We start from the raw sequence: 13,575 nt of genomic DNA, 5'->3' as shown, positions 1-13,575 counted from the left end.
CGCGGGCGTCAGCGCGGGGTGGGGGTGAAGCCGTAGGGCAGTTCGAGGCGGTGGCGGGTCAGGAGGTCGGCGTCCGTCAGGAGGTCGCGGGTGGGGGCGTCGGCGACGATCCGGCCGCCGTCCAGGATCACCGAGCGCTCGCAGAGTTCCAGCGCGTACGGCAGGTCGTGGGTGACCATCAGCAGGGTCACCGGCAGGCCGCGGAGGATCTCGGCCAGCTCCCTCCGGGCGGCCGGGTCGAGGTTGGACGAGGGCTCGTCGAGCACCAGGATCTCCGGGTGCATGGCGAGCACGGTGGCCACCGCCACCCGGCGGCGCTGCCCGAAGGAGAGGTGGTGCGGCGCCCGGTCCCGGTGCTCGGCCATCCCCACCGCGGCGAGCGCCTCGTCCACCCGGGCGGCCAGCTCCGCCCCGCGCAGCCCCAGGTTGGCCGGGCCGAACGCCACGTCCTCCGCCACGGTGGGCAGGAAGAGCTGGTCGTCCGGGTCCTGGAAGACGATTCCCACCCGCCGGCGCACCTCGGCGAGGGTGGCCCGGTCCTGGCTCACCGCCAGCCCGCCGACGCTCACGCTGCCCTGGGTCGGGGTGAGGATGCCGTTGAGGTGCAGCACCAGGGTGGTCTTGCCGGCGCCGTTCGGCCCGAGCAGCGCCACCCGCTCGCCGCGCGGCACGGTCAGGTCGACCCCGTGCAGGGCCACGTGCCCGTCCGGGTACGCGTACCGCACGCCACGGACGTCCAGGCTGGGAGGTGTCGGCTGCACGACGCCGATCATGTCAGCACGACGGCGGTGGCGGCGACGCCGGCCGCCAGCACCGGCACCGTGGCCCCGGCCAGCCACTGCCCGGCCGTCGCCGCGCCCGCGCCCTGCCACACCGCCGGCATCCGCCCGGAGTAGCCGCGCGACAGCATCGCCAGGTAGACCCGCTCGCCACGCTCGAACGCGCGCAGGAAGAGCGCCCCGACGCCGGCGGCGAAGCCGCGCAGCTGCCACAGGAAGCGCGGGTCGTCGCCCCGGGACACCCGGGCCACCCGCATCCGGCGGGCCTCGCCGACCAGCACGTCCAGGTAGCGCAGCATGAACGTGGCGATCTGGGTGAGGATCTGCGGGCAGTGCAGCCGGTCCAGGCCGACGATCAGGTCCCGGGTGGTGGTGGTCGCGGCCAGCAGCAGCGAGGCCAGCACGCCCAGAGTGCCCTTGGCGAGGATGTTCCACGCCCCGTACAGGCCGTCCTCGGACAGGCGCAGGCCGAGCACCTCCACCCGCTCGCCTGCGCCGAGGAACGGCAGCGCGACCGCGAACAGCACGAACGGCAGCTCGATCAGCGCCCGGCTGAGCAGCCAGCCCGGGCCCACCCGGGCCAGTGCGGCCACCCCGGCGACCAGCAGCGCGTACGCGCCGAACGCCCAGAACGCCGCGCGCGGGGTGGCCACCACGGCGAGGGTGAAGACCACCATCGCCACGATCTTGACCTCGGGTGGCAGCCGGTGCACCGGGGAGCCGGACTCCCGGTACAGCACGTGCGCGTGCCCGGCGCCCATCGAGGTACCCCCGCTCAGCCGGCGGTGCCGGCGCGCTGCCGCTCGTCGGCGGCCCCGGCCTCGACGGCGGTCTCGGGGCCCCGGCGACGGACCAGCCAGAACGCGCCGCCGGCCACGGCGAAGGTGAGCAGCACGCCGACCACCCCGGACAGGCCGGTGGAGAGGAACTCGTTGTCGACGCCGGCGATGCCGTAGTCGGCCAGCGGGCCGCCGACCTCGTGCTCCTTCTCCCGCTGCGCGGGGCAGCTGCCGCCGGTGATGTTGTCGTCGGCGTCGAACGTGCAGCCCTCGCGCAGCGACGAGTCCAGGCCGTCCGGGTGCGACGAGGCGAAGTTGCTCACCACCCCTGCGAGCAGCAGGGCCACCAGCAGGCCGCCGACGACGAATCCCCAGGAACGCTTCCTCACCGGACACCTCCGACGGCCGCGACGGCGGGCGCGGTCGCGGGCCGCAGCCCGCGCAGCGCGTAGACGAGATCGGGTCGCACCTTGGCGACGGTGACCACCGTGGTCGCGGTGATCAGGCCCTCGCCGATGCCGATCAGCAGGTGCACGCCGGCCATCGTGCCGGCCAGGCCGCCCAGATTGCCGCCCAGGTCGGTGGTGCCGCCGAGCCAGTACTGGAACACGAAGCCCATCGACGCGACCACCACACTGACCAGGGCGGAGACGAAGGCGGTCACGCCGAGACCGCCCGGGGTGCGGGGCAGCACCCGCAGCAGCAGCGCGATCAGCAGGTACGCCGCGGCGGTGCCGAGGACCGCCATGTTGGTGATGTTGAGCCCGAGCATGGCCACGCCGCCGTCACCGAAGACCAGTGCCTGCACGATCAGCACCACCGCCACGCAGAGCGCGCCGACCCACGGGCCGACCAGCATCGCGGCGAGCGCCCCGCCGAGCAGGTGGCCGCTGACGCCGGCGGTGAAGATCGGGAAGTTGAGCATCTGCACGGCGAAGATGAAGGCAGCGACGAGGCCGGCCATCGGGGCCAGCCGGTCGTCCAGGTCGCGCCGGCCGCGCAGGACGCAGAACGTCATCGCCGCCAGCGCTACCGCCGCGAACACCGCGGCGACGGGACCGTCGATGATCCCGTTCGAGATGTGCATCGCCAGGGTTTCCACGCGACCTCCCACGCGACGGCGGGCCTCTCCACGCCGGCGGGCTCAGCCTATTTCCCCTGCCTCGCTGTTGCCAATATCTTGCAACAAGCCATGGTCTTGATCACGATCGCCGGTCGCGGGCGTCGGTCGGCCGGCGGACCGCCGGGGCCGGTCGGCCGTCCACGCCCGGCGCGCCGCCCGCAGCCCGGTCGCGCCGGGCGGCGGTAGGGTCTCTGCCATGACCGCGCCCGAGCGACTCTCTCCCGGCGACCCCGCGCCCGAGTTCAGCCTCCCCACCGACACCGGGGACACCCTCTCCCTGGCCGACCTGCGCGGACGCAAGGTCGTGCTGTACGCCTACCCGGCAGCCATGACGCCCGGCTGCACCAAGCAGGCCTGCGACTTCCGCGACTCGCTCGCCTCGCTCCAGGCCGCCGGATACGAGGTGGTCGGCATCTCCCCGGACAAGCCGGAGAAGCTGGCGAAGTTCCGCGAGCGCGACGCCATCACCTTCCCGCTGGTCGCCGACACCGACAAGAGCGTGCTCACCGCGTACGGCGCCTACGGCGAGAAGCAGATGTACGGGCGCACGGTGACCGGCGTGATCCGCTCCACCTTCGTGATCGACGCGGACGGGAAGATCGAACGCGCGCTCTACAACGTCAAGGCCACCGGGCACGTCGCCAAGCTGCGCCGGGAACTCGGCCTGGACTGAGGCTGTCGTACCGGGCCACTACCGTGCGTACGTGGTCCGGTACAAGTACAGCCCCGAGGCGCTGGCCGCCGCGGCGGCGGTCGCGCGCAGCGTCACCGAGGTGATGCGGCTGCTCGGCGTACGGGTCAGCGGTGGCTCGCACGCGCACATCAGTCGCCAACTCAAGCGCTTCGGCATCGACACCTTCCACTTCACGGGCAGCGCCCACCCCCGCGGCCGCCGGGGCGAGCGGCGCACCACCTCCGCGCAGCTGTTGGTACGCCTGCCCGAGGGATCCCGCCGCACCCCCGGCACTTGGCTGAAGTGGGCCCTCGGCACCATCGGCCCGCCCGAAGAGTGCGAGGAGTGCGGCATCGGGCCGAGCTGGCGGGGCCGGCCGCTCGTCCTGCACGTCGACCACGTCAACGGCGACTTTCTCGACAACCGCCCGCCGAACCTGCGCATCCTCTGCCCGAACTGCCACTGCCAGACCGCGACCAACGCCGGGCGCAACCGACGGGTACCGGCTGGGAGTGGATCGGCCGAGGCCGCCCCTGGACCGGCCGCTCGGCGGCGAACCCGTTCCGGCTCCCGAACGGGCCTGGCAGAGCAGCAGCTTGTCGAACTCTTCGAGCGCGTGGACGCGGGGAAGCTGACGATCACGGCAGCCGCCCGCGATCTCGGCTGCTCCCGCGCCCATCTGTATCAGGCCCGTGAGCGCTTGCGCGAGGCCGGACTGGTCGCGCCACGACCCGCTGTCCGGTCGCCAACCGTGCAGCGGGAAATGGTGCTCAGCCAAGCGCTCGCGCACCCGGAACTCGGGCCGAAGCCGCTGGCGCGTCTGCTTCGCGATCTGCCGGGCGGATGCCGCGTCAGTCACGGAACGATCTCGAACATCCTCCGGAAGGAAGGCCTCAACACCGTCGTGGCCAGACGCTCTAGACTCTCGGACGCAGGCGGGAGTGGCGGAATCGGCAGACGCGCAGGTCTTAGGAACCTGTGTCCGTGAGGGCGTAGGGGTTCAAGTCCCCTCTTCCGCACCGATGGTGGTTGCGGGCCGGAGGGCTGTCGCAGTAGCGACATCCCCGCCGGCCACGCCGTGAGCCGGTGCTGTCGGGAGCGTCACGATCGCGGGCGACCGGCGCACCGGCCGGGCCAGGATGGCGGGCGTGAGTCTGCGTTTCGTCCTCGACCCCGAGCTGACCCCCGAGCTGCGCGAGCGGATCGTCGCGCTCTGGGTCGACGTCAGCAACGCCGGCGGTGCGGTCGGTTTCGTAGCGCCGGTGACCGCGGCCGAGGTCCGCGCCGCCGCCGATCCGGCGTTCGCCGGCATCATCGACGGCCCGGACCGGCTGCTGATCGGGTACGCGGGCGAGCGACTGGTCGCCGTGCTGATCTTCAGCGACAACCGGTTCGACCTGAAGTCGCACTGGTGCGTGCTGAAGCGGGTGATGGTCCACCCGGACACCCAGGGCCGCGGATACGGTGCCGCGCTGATGCGCGAGGCCGAGCGGCTCGGCCGCGAGCTGGGCTGGGAGGCGCTGCACGTGACGCTGCGTGACGGCCTCGGCCTGGACCGGTTCTACCGGGGCCTCGGCTACCGGGAGATCGGGCGGCTGCCCGGCGCGCTGCGCGTCGCCCCCGGCGACGACCGCGACGAGATCCTGATGTGGCTGGACCTGGTCGACCGGAGCCCCGCCGCCTGATCAGGGGCGGGCCCGGGGGCGGCCGCGAGCGGCCGGGCCGTGCTGATGGGCGACGGCCCGGCCGCGCGGCTTGATCAGTCGAGGCAGAACTCGTTGCCCTCGGGGTCGGCCATCACGATGTGACCGGCGGCGAGCGGAGGAGCGGGCTCGTGGCGGCTGAGCCGGGTGGCGCCGTGGGTGACCAGCCGGTCGACCTCCGCCTCCAGGGCCGCCATCCGCGCGTCGCCCTCGAGCCCGGGGGCGGCCCGCACATCGAGGTGCACGCGGTTCTTGGCCTGCTTGCCCTCCGGCACCCGCTGGAAGAACAGCCGCGGCCCGGAGCCCTCCGGGTCGACCAGCGCCGAGGCGTCGTTGCGGCTCTCGGGCGGCACGCCCATCGCGTCCAGGGCCAGCTCCCACGACTCGAAGCCGCCGGGCGGATCCTGCAGCCGGTAGCCGAGGGCCTCGGCCCAGAACGCCGCCAACCCGGCCGGGTCGGCGCAGTCGAAAGTGATCTGTACGTCGCGGGCCATCTCAGCTCGCCTCCCGTCGGGTCTGCTGGTAAGTGTGCCGGTGGAGGTCGCGCAGCAGGCACACCTCGGCCAGATGGTGGATCAGTTCGCGGTTGATGTGCAGCACCAGCGCCGCCAGGGGGCGCTCGGCGTACGGTCCCTCCGCCTCCCCGCACGGGCGGGCGAGGCCGGTTTCGCCGAGGGACTCGACCCCGGCGAGCCACGTGGCGTACTCCGTGTCGAGCTGGGCCAGCGCCTCGCTCGCGGTTTCGGCGTACTCGAACGACTGGTAGTCGGTGGGGGCGCGACCGAAGTGCGCGGCGTTACGCACCGCCAGCACGCCGACGATCACGTGCCCGAGTCGCCAGGCGATCGTCGTGAACGGTGGCGGGTCCGGCTCGGGCATCGCGAAATCGATGGTCATCGCGCCGGACCCGGCCTGCACCGGTGCGGCGCCGGTGCCGCGCGGGCGCACGCTCCAGCTGCCGGGCACCGGCTCCCAGAAGTACTCGTCGTCGGTGAGTCCGCCGAGGCGATCGCGCAGCTGTCTGGTCCAGTGCCAGACGAGCTGGTCCCGGAGCAGCGGATTCCAGGTCTGGTCGGTCATGGTTCGAGCCTCCCGCAGATAGCGGACAGGATCGGTCCGTGATCTGTGGAACGATGAGCGGGTGACCGTCGAGGCGACGACCGAGCGGGTGCTGCGATTGCTGGGGCTGCTGCAGCGGCGGCCGTCCTGGACCGCCGCCGAGTTGGCCGCCGAGCTCAGGGTCACCGACCGCTCGGTGCGCCGCGATGTGGAGCGGCTGCGCGCGCTGGGCTATCCCGTGCACGCGACGGCCGGCGTCGGCGGCGGCTACCAGCTCGGCGCGGGCACCCGGCTGCCCCCGCTGCTCCTCGACGACGAGGAGGCGATCGCGACGGCGGTGTCCCTGCGGCTGGCGTCGGGGGGCACGGTCGCCGGGGCGGGCGAGGCGGCACTGCGGGCGCTGGCGAAGCTCGACCAGGTGATGCCGGCCCGGCTGCGCGCCGAGGTGCGGGCGGTGCACGGCGCCACCGAGACCCTTGTCGGCCCCGGGGTCGAGATCGACGCGGAGCTGCTGGTGACGCTCGCGCGGGCCTGTCGCGACGCCGTGCGGGTGCGGTTCCGGTACGCGGGCCGCGACGGCGGGGAGCGTGAGCGCACGGTCGAGCCGGTGCGGATGGTCACCACCGGCCGCCGCTGGTACCTGATGGCCCGGGACGTCGACCGCGACGACTGGCGCACCTTCCGGCTGGACCGGATGCGCGAGGTGGTGGCGACGACCTGGCGCTTCCGGGCGAGGGAGCATCCGGACCCGGTCGCCTTCGTGCAGCGGTCGGTGACCGAGTCGCCGTACCGGTATCTCGCCCGGGTGCGGGTGCGCGCCCACGCCGACCGGGTGCGGGAGCTGGTGCCGCCCCAGGTGGGGCGCGTCGAGGACGATCGCGACGGGTGGTGCGTGCTGGTCGTCGGCGGGGAGCGCCTGGACTGGCTCGCCATGCACGTGGCCCGGCTGGGTTTCGAGGCGGAGGTGCTGGAGCCTCCGGAGCTGCGGGAGGCCGCCGCCCTGCTCGCCCGCCGCCTCGCGGCGATGGCCGGGACCGGCTGACGGTCAGTCCCTGCCCGACACCGTCGGGAAGGTCCTGCCCGGCAACCGCTAACCCGCGAGCTGGCGGTCGCGCAGCAGCCGGGCGCAGGCCTCCGTCAGCTGCCGGATCGGCTCGGCGACCTCCGGGCGGGTGCGCAGCGCGTCCTCCAGCCGGACCCGCCACAGGCCGGCCTCGACCAGCAGCCGGTCGCCGTCGGTGTTCCAGCGCAGCCGGTCCCGGGTCTCGCGCAGGGACTGTTCGTAGCCGGGCCCGAGCAGCTCGCCGAGCCCGGTGCCGAGGCGGTCGAGGACGGCGTCGTCGGCCACCGCCCCGACGAGCACCCGGGCCGCGTCCCACGCCACCCGGGGTTGGTGGATCACCGGCATGTCGACTCCTTCGTCGGTGTGGCCGTTTCGGCCATCATCGATCCCGCGGGGGCGGCCGGCAAGCCCCTGACCGGATGACGGCCCGGCGGCCGGTCAGCCGTCGACGCGCACCGGGTCGCCGACGGCCAGCGTGCCGGTCTCCTCGGGTACGAGGTGGAGTCCGAAGAGGAGCTTCTGCTGGACGTTGCGGTGCCGGCCGAGGGTGCGCAGCGGTTCCTTCCCGCGTACCCCGGTCTCCTGGTCGGTGGTGGTGACCACGCAGCGGTCGCAGGGCCCGGCGGCGCGGAAGCGGACGCCGCCGATGCGCAGCCCTCGCCCGGCCCAGCCGTCCTCGGCCCAGGCCGGCGCGCCGTCGACCACCAGGTTGGGCCGGAACCGGGTCATCGGCACGGCCTCCTCGCCGGCCTCGGCGAGCCAGTCGTTGAGCGTGGCGAGGGAGGCGGTGCTGGCCAGCAGCAGCGGGTAGGCGTCGGCGAAGCTGACCTGGTCGCCGGTGTCGTGTTCCCGGTCGGCCGCGGGGATGTGCCGGGTCGGCTCGGCCAGCCAGACCAGCCGGACCGGCCGGCCGAGCAGCGCGCCGAGCCAGCCGTCGGCCGCCGGCCCGGCGGGCAGCGCGGGGACCGGCAGTTTCCGGTTGCGGAAGGTGCGCACCGCGACCGGTTCGCCGCCGGCCGGCTCGGGCACGTCCAGGTCGGGCCGACCCTCGGCGCGCAGCAGCAGGCCGCCGTCGCGGGGCGTGGCGTGCAGCGCGACCAGGCGGGTGGTCTCCCGCTGGGTGACGCCGACGCCGTCGGCGTCGACCACCATCCAGCGCCGGTCGCCGGCCAGGCCCCACGGCTGCACGCGGGCGTCGTCGTGGTCGAGCCGGTGACAACCCTTGACCGGGTACGTGTGGATGGCGGTCAGCCGCATCCGGTCACCATGCCACGCCGATGCCGTCCCCGGGGTACCAGTGGTTGGCCGGGGTCTCCCGGTAGGCGAGGAACCGCCGGCCGGTGCGTTCGGCGTGCTCGGCGAGGACGTTGGTGGCGGTGACGTTGTCGGTGAGCAGGATCGCACCGGGGGCGAGCTTGCTCTCCACGGCCTCGAACTCGCGCTTCTCGTGGGCCCGGCTGTGGTCGCTGTCGTGCAGGAAGAGGTTCACCGGCCGGTCCAGCGCGGCGATCGAGGCGATCGAGTCGCCGATCACCAGGTCGACCACGTCGGACCAGGGTGCGGTGCGGGCCAGGTAGCCGGCCTCGGGGTTGATGTCGAGCGAGGTGACCCGGCCGGGGTGCCCCTCGGCGGCGTTGCGCAGCAGCGCGGCGGCGAGCACGCAGCTGCCGAGCCCCTTGTCGACGCCGGTCTCCACCACGTGCGCGGGGCGGGTGGCCCGGACGATGGCGTACCAGCCAATCCGGCGGGCGTAGCGGACCTGCTTGTCGGCGAGACCGCGCCGCGCGGCGCCGGCGGTGGCCTGCTGGATGTGCTGCCGCAGCGGGTCGTCGGACTCGATCTCGTCCAGGTACGCGCGGACCTGCTTGACCGGAATGTCGCAGACCACGCTGACGAACCAGGTGAGGTGGTGGCGGCTCAGCTTGGTCAGGTCGTAGGTGTAGTTGTGATGTTCGCGCGACGTGACCAGCCAGCGCGCCGAGGTCCGGAGCACCTTGGCGTCGTGGCGGGCGACCCGGGCCAGCCGCTTGGGGAAGGCGGCGACCGGGGCGAGCGGGGTGCGGGCGATGGCCCGTCGGAGCTTCGTTGCGTCCACGGGAGGGTTCTACCAGGCGGAGGGAAACAGCGGGAGACGGAACATTTCCTTCGCGAAGCGAACTCATCGGCACGAACGGTGGGTACGCGAGCCGGAACCAGACTCAGTAGCATCGCGCCATGCGCCATGGCCAGGAATACGCGGAGCCCGAGACCCGGTTCTTCGACGAGCAGTCAGCGCCGGAACCGACCACGGAGCCGCGTCCGCGGCGGCGCCGGTGGCGGAAGTTCGCCCTGATCACCCTGCTGGTGGTCATGCTCCTCGGAGGGGGAACCGCGATCGCCGGCGGGCTCTACCTGCGGTCGGTCGAGTCGGACATCGAGCGGGTTGACGCCTTCACCGGGGTGCCGGAGGCGGAACGCCCGCAGGCGGTGGCCAAGGGCGCACTGAACATCATGATTCTCGGCAGCGACTCGCGCGATCCGGAGAACAGCAGCGGCTCGCGTACTGACACCATCATCCTCGCCCACCTGCCGAAGGACCGGTCCAGCGCCCAACTCATCTCGATCCCGCGGGACACCTGGGTCCGGGTGCCACGGTCGAAGGACGGCAAGAGCGGCGGCCGGGACGCGAAGATCAACGCCGCCTTCGCCTGGGGCGGGGTTCCGTTGATGGTCCAGACCGTGGAGAAGTTCACCGGCGTCCGGATCAACCACGTCGCGATGGTGGATTTCGCGGGGTTCAAGGAGATCGTGGACGCCCTCGGCGGCATCGACATCACGATCGAGCAGGGCTTCACCTCGACCCACTCGCTGAACCCCGACGGCCGGAGGACCTTCCGGGCCGGCCGCCAGACCATCGACGGGGCCGCCGCCCTGGACTACGCCCGCGAGCGCTACGCCTTCGCCGACGGGGACTTCAGCCGGATCCGCCACCAGCAGCAGGTCATCAAGGCAATCCTGGACAAAGCCTCCTCGGGTGGGGTGCTGGCCAATCCCGGCAAGCTGAACGGTTTCCTCAAGGCCACCGCCGACTCGGTCTCGGTGGACAAGTCGCTATCCGTCATGGACATGGCAATGGAGCTGCGTCATCTGCGCAGCGGCAACCTCGGCTTCTACACGTGCCCGACCAAGGGCACCGGCCGGATGGGCAATGAGAGTGTGGTACTCGCGGACACCGCGAAGGCACGGACGTTCTTCGACGCCGTCCGGCGGGACTCGGTCCCGGAGATCCTGGAATCGGGGACGCAGTCCTGACCACCGGTTTGTAGGAACGGTCTCCACCCTGTCGGACATGGCGGCGGCGAGGCGCGCGGTCGTATCCTGCGTGCGCCCGGCGCCCCCCTGCACCGCCGAGGCATAACGGGGAAGGACACCATCCATGTCGAGCCAGTCGGCGACGACGCGACTTGTCGCGGCCGCGCCCGGTGACCATCCGGCGTCGGCGCACTCCGATCCAGCCGAGACAGAAAAGTTCAACGAGGGGGACGGGACGCACCCCGGCCTGGACACCACCACCGTCCTGCCGTACGCCAGTTCGCGAGCGTCCAAGCGGACGCGGCCGCTGCGGGCCTGGATGGTGGCGGCGCCTGTGGACGTCGCCGCGCTGCTGACACCGTTGCTGCTCAGCGACCGCCACTGGCGGGGGACGCTCTGCATGGCGGCCCTGACGGTCGCGCTCTTCGCGGTCGGCGGCCTCTACCGGGCCCGGCGACACCTGAGCATCCTCGACGAGTTGCCCGGCCTCAGCGGGCGGTTGCTCGCGGCAGCGTCGGCCGTGGCGATCGTCGCCGCGATGCGCAACGACTCCGCCGCGCACGTCGGGAACTTCATGCGCGGCGTGCTGCTGTCCGCGGGCCTGGTCCTGGTCGGCCGGGCGGTGACGCGCACCCTCGTCGTCACGGCGCGCCGCCGGCGGTGGGTGGAGCACAACGCCATCGTGATCGGCAGCGGGCCGATCGGCGGGGAACTGGCACGCCTGCTTCGCCGCTATCCGCAGTACGGTCTCCGGTTCGTCGGATGCGTGGACAGCAAGCCGGCCACGAGCGGCCAGGTGCCGCTCGTGGGCAGCTTGGACGACCTCGAACAGTTGGTCCGTCTGCTGCACTGTGACGTGCTGATCCTCGCCGACCCGGCCGGCACGGAGTCGACCCTGATGGAGATCCTGCGGCAGCCCAGGAGCGCGAGCTGCGACCTGTGGGCCGTGCCGCGGTTGTGGGGTTCCCGCTCGACCGCCGGAAACCCGGACCACATCGGCGCGATCCCGATCGTCAAGATCGGCGACACCACCCTCTCCGGCCCTCGGTGGGCACTCAAGCGGGCGTTCGACCTGGTCTTCGCGACCGCCGCGCTCGTCGTGCTGAGCCCGGTCATGCTGCTCTGCGCCATCGCCGTGTTTCTGGAGGGCGGTCGGGGCATCTTCTTCTACCAGGAGCGCATCGGCCGGCACGGCCGTCCCTTCAACGTCATCAAGTTCCGCTCCATGCGGCCCGTCAACGAGCAGGAGTCGCAGACCAACTGGTCGATCGCCCACGACCCGCGCGTCGGTCCGGTCGGCCGGGTGCTGCGCCGGACGTCACTGGACGAGCTTCCTCAGCTGTGGAACATTGTGCGCGGCGAGATGAGCGTGGTGGGGCCGCGCCCCGAACGGCCGTACTTTGTACAGAAGTTCTCGGCCGAGTACCCCGCCTACGCCATGCGCCACCGCGTCCCGGTCGGCCTCACCGGGCTCGCCCAGGTCAGCGGCTTGCGCGGGGACACCCCGATCTCGGACCGGGCGCGCTTCGACAACTACTACATCGAGAACTGGTCCCCCTGGATGGACGTCAAGGTGCTGCTGCGCACCGTCGCGGAGGTGTTCCGGGGCGGCGGGCGCTGACCTGCGCCGACGCCACGAGCCGAACACCGCATGTCCGGCCGGTCGCCCCGACGTGGGATCATCGTCCGTCCACGTGTCACGGGGGAGGATGCCATGGCCCACGAGGGCAGCGCGCGGCCGCACGCCGCCGTAACCCGACGGACCGCCCTGCTACGGGGTAGCGCGGTCGCCGCGGGGCTCGGCACCGCGGCCCTCGGGGGTGCCGCCGCTGCGAACGGGCTCTCGTCCGGCAACGGCGCCGTGGTCAACGTCCGGGACCACGGCGCCACGGGTGACGGTGCCACCGATGACACCGCCGCGCTCCAGGCGGCCCTGGACGCGTTGAGCGCCCGGGGCGGGATCGTCTTCCTGCCGCCCGGGGTGTACGTGACCCGCCGGTTGACCCTGCGCTCCCGGGTGCACCTGCGCGGTGCGGGTGGCGACTCGACGGTCCTGAAACTGCGGGCCGGCGCCAACTCGGCCATTCTCGAATCGGAGGGCTTCGCGCGGCTCAGCGGCACCCGCTCCGACGCCGGCATCAGCCTGTTCAGCGTGCGCGACCTCACCCTCGACGGCAACAAGGGGGAGAACCCAGAGGGTGGCTACGGGCTGCGCCTGTACGGGTACGGCTACGAACTGACCGAGGTGATCGTCCACAACTGCCGCAACGACGGCATCGTCAGCGAGTGGGGGCCGACGGCTTCGCTGCCCGCGCCCTCACACCAGATGGAGTCCCGGCTGTCCGCGGTACGGACGCATGGCAACGACGGCCACGGCGTGAACTTCCAGGGCCCGCACGACTCGATGTTCCTCAACTGTGTGGCGTTCGAGAACGCCGGTGCCGGCTTCCGCATCACGGGCGACGCCATGGGTACCCAGATGGTCAACTGTCACGGCTGGGGCATCCGGCAGAACGTCTCGTTCGACCTCGCGGCAACGAGCGTCGGCTGCGTTAACTGCTACGCCGACCTCAACGGCGGCGTCGGCGTCCGCATCTCCCGCAACGACTGCCGCTGGATCGGCGGATACATCCTCGGCTACAACCAGTCGCATCCGAACGCCGAGATCGGCGTGCAGTTCGTGCCCGGTACGCAGCCGGAGGAGCCGTCCGGCTGTCTCGTCGACAGCAAGATCGTCAACTGCGGGACCGCCGCCGTCGACTTCGGCGCCGACCGGGGCCGCTCGACGGTCCGGGTAAGCCTCTCTCAACCCGGTGCCCTGGCCGAGGACGGCCGGCGGATCCCCGGCACCGGCCGCGGTTGGATCGGCCGGCCGGCCCCCACCACCGAAGTGGATATCAGTCAAGGGCTGGGGGACCCGGAAAAGAACCTCGTGGTCCGGCCGGCGTTCGACCTTCGGGTGCAGGCGACGCCGGATCGCCCGGCGGATGGGAGTGTCCGCCTGTTCGCTCGTGAGGCCGGCGGCCGTACCCAGTTGTGCGCGCTCTTCCCCAACGGCGCCGTGCAGGTGATGGCCACCGAGCCGTGACGGTTGCGGCGGTGGTC

General features: G+C 72.5%; 16 protein-coding genes and 1 tRNA gene. 7 read left to right on the top strand and 10 right to left on the bottom strand.

Translation table 11 applies throughout. The features are described 5' to 3' along the window. Positions 1-8: 8 nt before the first annotated feature. The 4 genes from ACVCAH_RS18780 to ACVCAH_RS18765 are packed head-to-tail and all read right to left on the bottom strand — an operon-like array spanning position 9 to position 2,660. The gene (locus tag ACVCAH_RS18780) at positions 9-773 is read right to left on the bottom strand and encodes an energy-coupling factor ABC transporter ATP-binding protein (RefSeq protein WP_447137457.1); all 765 of its coding nucleotides are present in this window, start codon (positions 771-773) and stop codon (positions 9-11) included. Then, positions 770-1,540: a cobalt ECF transporter T component CbiQ gene (gene cbiQ / locus ACVCAH_RS18775; protein ID WP_447137456.1), complete on the bottom strand. Its 771-nt coding sequence runs from the start codon at positions 1,538-1,540 to the stop codon at positions 770-772. Before cbiQ ends, ACVCAH_RS18780 begins: the two co-directional genes overlap by 4 nt. Before the next feature lie 14 nt (positions 1,541-1,554). After that, on the bottom strand, positions 1,555-1,947 hold the full coding sequence (locus ACVCAH_RS18770) for a PDGLE domain-containing protein (RefSeq protein WP_447137455.1): 393 nt from the start codon (positions 1,945-1,947) through the stop codon (positions 1,555-1,557). Beyond that, positions 1,944-2,660 carry an energy-coupling factor ABC transporter permease gene (locus ACVCAH_RS18765; RefSeq protein ID WP_447137454.1) on the bottom strand — a complete coding sequence of 239 codons (717 nt, stop codon included), beginning with the start codon at positions 2,658-2,660 and terminating at the stop codon, positions 1,944-1,946. The genes ACVCAH_RS18770 and ACVCAH_RS18765 overlap by 4 nt, the downstream gene beginning before the upstream one ends. Positions 2,661-2,877: 217 nt before the next feature. Here ACVCAH_RS18765 and bcp point away from each other — a divergent pair, with 217 nt between their 5' ends. After that, positions 2,878-3,354, top strand: a complete 477-nt coding sequence (bcp, locus tag ACVCAH_RS18760) for a thioredoxin-dependent thiol peroxidase (RefSeq protein ID WP_447137453.1) — start codon at positions 2,878-2,880, stop codon at positions 3,352-3,354. Positions 3,355-3,372: 18 nt separating this feature from the next. Here the strand turns inward: bcp and ACVCAH_RS18755 are convergent, their stop codons facing one another. After that, entirely contained in the window at positions 3,373-3,531 is a 159-nt protein-coding gene (locus tag ACVCAH_RS18755) for a hypothetical protein (RefSeq protein ID WP_447137452.1), read from the bottom strand. 758 nt (positions 3,532-4,289) lie between these two features. Between ACVCAH_RS18755 and ACVCAH_RS18750 the strand changes: the two genes are divergently transcribed. After that, positions 4,290-4,373, top strand: a tRNA-Leu gene (locus ACVCAH_RS18750). Positions 4,374-4,493: 120 nt separating this feature from the next. Next, the gene (locus tag ACVCAH_RS18745) at positions 4,494-5,039 is read left to right on the top strand and encodes an N-acetyltransferase family protein (RefSeq protein WP_447137451.1); all 546 of its coding nucleotides are present in this window, start codon (positions 4,494-4,496) and stop codon (positions 5,037-5,039) included. A gap of 74 nt (positions 5,040-5,113) precedes the next feature. Here ACVCAH_RS18745 and ACVCAH_RS18740 read toward each other — a convergent pair whose 3' ends face one another. After that, positions 5,114-5,551, bottom strand: coding sequence for a VOC family protein (locus tag ACVCAH_RS18740; RefSeq protein ID WP_447137450.1), 438 nt, complete (start codon positions 5,549-5,551; stop codon positions 5,114-5,116). Between the two features lies 1 nt (position 5,552). Beyond that, complete coding sequence (locus tag ACVCAH_RS18735; RefSeq protein ID WP_447137449.1) at positions 5,553-6,137, bottom strand: DinB family protein; 585 nt, start codon at positions 6,135-6,137, stop codon at positions 5,553-5,555. Between the two features lie 61 nt (positions 6,138-6,198). Here ACVCAH_RS18735 and ACVCAH_RS18730 point away from each other — a divergent pair, with 61 nt between their 5' ends. Next, a complete protein-coding gene (locus ACVCAH_RS18730; protein ID WP_447137448.1) occupies positions 6,199-7,158 on the top strand; it encodes a helix-turn-helix transcriptional regulator in 960 nt (319 codons plus the stop codon). Positions 7,159-7,206: 48 nt separating this feature from the next. Here ACVCAH_RS18730 and ACVCAH_RS18725 read toward each other — a convergent pair whose 3' ends face one another. The 3 genes from ACVCAH_RS18725 to ACVCAH_RS18715 all read right to left on the bottom strand — a co-directional run bounded on the left by ACVCAH_RS18725 (position 7,207) and on the right by ACVCAH_RS18715 (position 9,274). After that, complete coding sequence (locus ACVCAH_RS18725) at positions 7,207-7,524, bottom strand: hypothetical protein (RefSeq protein WP_447137447.1); 318 nt, start codon at positions 7,522-7,524, stop codon at positions 7,207-7,209. A 93-nt stretch (positions 7,525-7,617) separates the two neighbouring features. Beyond that, complete coding sequence (locus ACVCAH_RS18720; RefSeq protein ID WP_447137446.1) at positions 7,618-8,436, bottom strand: MOSC domain-containing protein; 819 nt, start codon at positions 8,434-8,436, stop codon at positions 7,618-7,620. A gap of 4 nt (positions 8,437-8,440) precedes the next feature. Then, positions 8,441-9,274 carry a class I SAM-dependent methyltransferase gene (locus ACVCAH_RS18715; RefSeq protein ID WP_447137445.1) on the bottom strand — a complete coding sequence of 278 codons (834 nt, stop codon included), beginning with the start codon at positions 9,272-9,274 and terminating at the stop codon, positions 8,441-8,443. Positions 9,275-9,393: 119 nt separating this feature from the next. Between ACVCAH_RS18715 and ACVCAH_RS18710 the strand changes: the two genes are divergently transcribed. The 3 genes from ACVCAH_RS18710 to ACVCAH_RS18700 all read left to right on the top strand — a co-directional run bounded on the left by ACVCAH_RS18710 (position 9,394) and on the right by ACVCAH_RS18700 (position 13,558). Beyond that, complete coding sequence (locus tag ACVCAH_RS18710) at positions 9,394-10,470, top strand: LCP family protein (protein ID WP_447137444.1); 1,077 nt, start codon at positions 9,394-9,396, stop codon at positions 10,468-10,470. A 124-nt stretch (positions 10,471-10,594) separates the two neighbouring features. Then, a complete protein-coding gene (locus ACVCAH_RS18705; protein ID WP_447137443.1) occupies positions 10,595-12,091 on the top strand; it encodes a sugar transferase in 1,497 nt (498 codons plus the stop codon). Positions 12,092-12,184: 93 nt separating this feature from the next. Beyond that, positions 12,185-13,558: a glycosyl hydrolase family 28-related protein gene (locus ACVCAH_RS18700; protein WP_447137442.1), complete on the top strand. Its 1,374-nt coding sequence runs from the start codon at positions 12,185-12,187 to the stop codon at positions 13,556-13,558. Positions 13,559-13,575: the final 17 nt, after the last annotated feature.

This window comes from Micromonospora sp. LZ34 (genome assembly GCF_052981855.1).
This window is presented reverse-complemented; position numbering and strand designations above follow the sequence as displayed.

Coding starts and splice junctions, on each gene's coding strand:
- ACVCAH_RS18700 (WP_447137442.1), top strand. CDS start 12,185: ATGGCCCACGAGGGCAGCGCGCGGCCGCACGCCGCCGTAACCCGACGG.
- ACVCAH_RS18735 (WP_447137449.1), bottom strand. CDS start 6,137: ATGACCGACCAGACCTGGAATCCGCTGCTCCGGGACCAGCTCGTCTGG.
- ACVCAH_RS18745 (WP_447137451.1), top strand. CDS start 4,494: ATGGCGGGCGTGAGTCTGCGTTTCGTCCTCGACCCCGAGCTGACCCCC.
- ACVCAH_RS18755 (WP_447137452.1), bottom strand. CDS start 3,531: ATGCCGAAGCGCTTGAGTTGGCGACTGATGTGCGCGTGCGAGCCACCG.
- ACVCAH_RS18710 (WP_447137444.1), top strand. CDS start 9,394: ATGCGCCATGGCCAGGAATACGCGGAGCCCGAGACCCGGTTCTTCGAC.
- bcp (WP_447137453.1), top strand. CDS start 2,878: ATGACCGCGCCCGAGCGACTCTCTCCCGGCGACCCCGCGCCCGAGTTC.
- ACVCAH_RS18720 (WP_447137446.1), bottom strand. CDS start 8,436: ATGCGGCTGACCGCCATCCACACGTACCCGGTCAAGGGTTGTCACCGG.
- ACVCAH_RS18780 (WP_447137457.1), bottom strand. CDS start 773: ATGATCGGCGTCGTGCAGCCGACACCTCCCAGCCTGGACGTCCGTGGC.
- ACVCAH_RS18705 (WP_447137443.1), top strand. CDS start 10,595: ATGTCGAGCCAGTCGGCGACGACGCGACTTGTCGCGGCCGCGCCCGGT.
- ACVCAH_RS18725 (WP_447137447.1), bottom strand. CDS start 7,524: ATGCCGGTGATCCACCAACCCCGGGTGGCGTGGGACGCGGCCCGGGTG.
- ACVCAH_RS18740 (WP_447137450.1), bottom strand. CDS start 5,551: ATGGCCCGCGACGTACAGATCACTTTCGACTGCGCCGACCCGGCCGGG.
- cbiQ (WP_447137456.1), bottom strand. CDS start 1,540: ATGGGCGCCGGGCACGCGCACGTGCTGTACCGGGAGTCCGGCTCCCCG.